1 protein-coding gene is annotated in these 267 nt (G+C 70.0%); it reads right to left on the reverse strand.

Features of this window, described 5'->3' with window-relative positions:
* On the reverse strand, positions 1-267 hold a 267-nt coding region (locus NCR93_RS31715; protein ID WP_502799872.1), incomplete at both ends, for a histidine kinase.

Consider the following 267-nt stretch of genomic DNA (forward strand, 5'->3'; position numbering starts at 1 on the left):
GTCACGTGGCCGCCCGGCGGCGCATGGCGCAGCGCGTTCACGATCAGGTTGTCGAGCGCGCGCGCCATTTGCGCCGGATCGAAGACGGGCTGCGTCGCGCCGGTTTCGATCTCCGCGCGCAACGATATCGCGCGGCTCTCGGCGCCCGCTTCATGCGTATGAACGATGTCGCCGAGCCACGCGTGCAGATCGACGGCGCGCGCGTTCACGGTCACCGGCTGCGTGAGCGCGAGCAGACTGGTCACCTGCGCCTCGATGCGTCCCACC

The organism is Caballeronia sp. ATUFL_F1_KS39 (assembly GCF_023630985.1).
GTDB classification, from domain to species: Bacteria; Pseudomonadota; Gammaproteobacteria; order Burkholderiales; family Burkholderiaceae; genus Caballeronia; species Caballeronia zhejiangensis.